The following is a 1,719-nucleotide window of genomic DNA, read 5'->3' on the forward strand; positions in this document are numbered from 1 at the left end:
CCCGATGTAGCCATTGTTGTATTTGGTGAAGAACCATACGCAGAGGGGCATGGCGATAAAGACAACCTTGAGTTTGAACGTAACAATAAACGCTCTCTTAAAATATTAAAAACATTAAAGCAGCAAGGTATTGCGGTGGTATCGGTGTTTATATCGGGCAGACCAATGTGGGTTAACAGCGAGCTAAACGCGTCAGATGCATTTGTAGCAGCATGGCTTCCTGGCACTGAAGGACAAGGCATTGCAGATGTTTTACTAGCGGATGCAAGTGGGCAGGTACAATACGACTTTAAAGGTAAATTGTCTTTCTCGTGGCCTAAATCACCACTTCAAACCGCAGTAAATAAGGGCGATGCTGATTACTCACCATTATTACCCTATGGCTTTGGCTTAACGTATAAAGATGAAAGTACGCTTGGCAATAATCTAAATGAAGACTCAGGTGTTGATATTAGTAACCTTGCGCCGCTATCTATATTTAATGGCAGCTTTAAAACGCCGTGGCGTTTGTTTTTAAATTCAACCAGCGAGCAGCACCAAGTAGCAAGTAACAGTGTAAAGCTCGGCGGCATTACTTATCGCACTGAAGACAAAGCGATTCAAGAAGATGCGATGCAATTTAATTTTGATGGCACTGCAGCCAGCTACATCGAAATTAATAGTAACTTTACCGAAGACAAAGTGGCCTACATTGAAGCAAATTCGGCCCTTAGCTTTAGCTATAAAGTAAACCAAATACCTAGCTCACAGACATACCTTGCAATGAAATGCGAACAAGGTTGTGGTGGCGAGCTTGATATTACCAATGAGCTTAAAAATGCTGATTTAAATACATGGCAAACCATGAGTATAGATTTAACGTGTTTTGCTAAAAAGGGCGTTGATTTTGCCAGAGTAACCAGCCCTTTTATTATTAAAACGGCAGGAGAGCTTAGCGTTTCAGTTGCAGATATTAGCTTTGAACCACAAAGCGCTAAAACAGCAAAAATAAAGTGTGAGTAGTAGAGTGTTGATAAGTTAAGTTTATTGTGTGTTGTCTCAAAGCCCTTAGTAATAAGGGCTTTTTTTATAAAAAATATTTATGCTGGGCAATACTGCTTTAAAAACTCATGGTGGGGTGGTAATTGGCTTACGCGTTGCTCTATTTGTTGCTTAATACCGTGTAAAAAACGGGTGAGTTCTTCGTCGTTCATCATGCTGGCTATTAAGTGATGTTGATTAGGCTCAATACCTTGACCAAGCATAACTTGCACCCACGAATCGACTCTAAAAATGTCGCCATCGTCTAAAAATACCCGGCCGGTTTGTTTAAACAAATCAATTTTATGTTGAAGTGTTTTTGGCACCTCCATGGCGCTACAGTGTTGCCAAAACTCACTGTCATTGCGATTAGTTACTTTGTAGTGCAGCACAATAAAGTCGCGAATATTTTCAATTTCGCTTTTAAGTTGTTTGTTGTATTCGTCAATGGCGTGATTGGTAATGCCATTAAACGGAAATAAACGCATAAAGCGAATAATACCCGACATAATTAAGTGAATGCTGGTGGACTCAAGTGGCTCTACAAAACCGCTAGCAAGGCCAAGCGCTAGGCAGTTTTTGTTCCACCCTTTTAAGCGACGCCCTGTTTTAAATTTAATAATACGGGGCTCTGTAAGCGGCTCACCTTCAATATTATTTAATAATAGCGCTTTGGCTTGTTCGTCATCCATATATTGG

Annotated in this window: 2 protein-coding genes; one reads left to right on the forward strand and one right to left on the reverse strand. The window is 40.4% G+C overall.

What is annotated here, in order from left to right; genetic code table 11:
• Positions 1-1,002, forward strand: a 1,002-nt coding sequence (locus tag L654_RS0101500) for a putative glycoside hydrolase (protein ID WP_024607037.1), incomplete at its 5' end; no start/stop codon positions are given.
• 77 nt (positions 1,003-1,079) lie between these two features.
• Here L654_RS0101500 and L654_RS0101505 read toward each other — a convergent pair.
• Positions 1,080-1,719: tryptophan 7-halogenase (locus L654_RS0101505; protein WP_029753450.1), on the reverse strand; the 640-nt coding region annotated here is incomplete at its 5' end.

Source organism: Pseudoalteromonas sp. TAB23, from assembly GCF_000498075.1.
In the GTDB taxonomy this organism is placed as follows: Bacteria; Pseudomonadota; Gammaproteobacteria; order Enterobacterales; family Alteromonadaceae; genus Pseudoalteromonas; species Pseudoalteromonas arctica.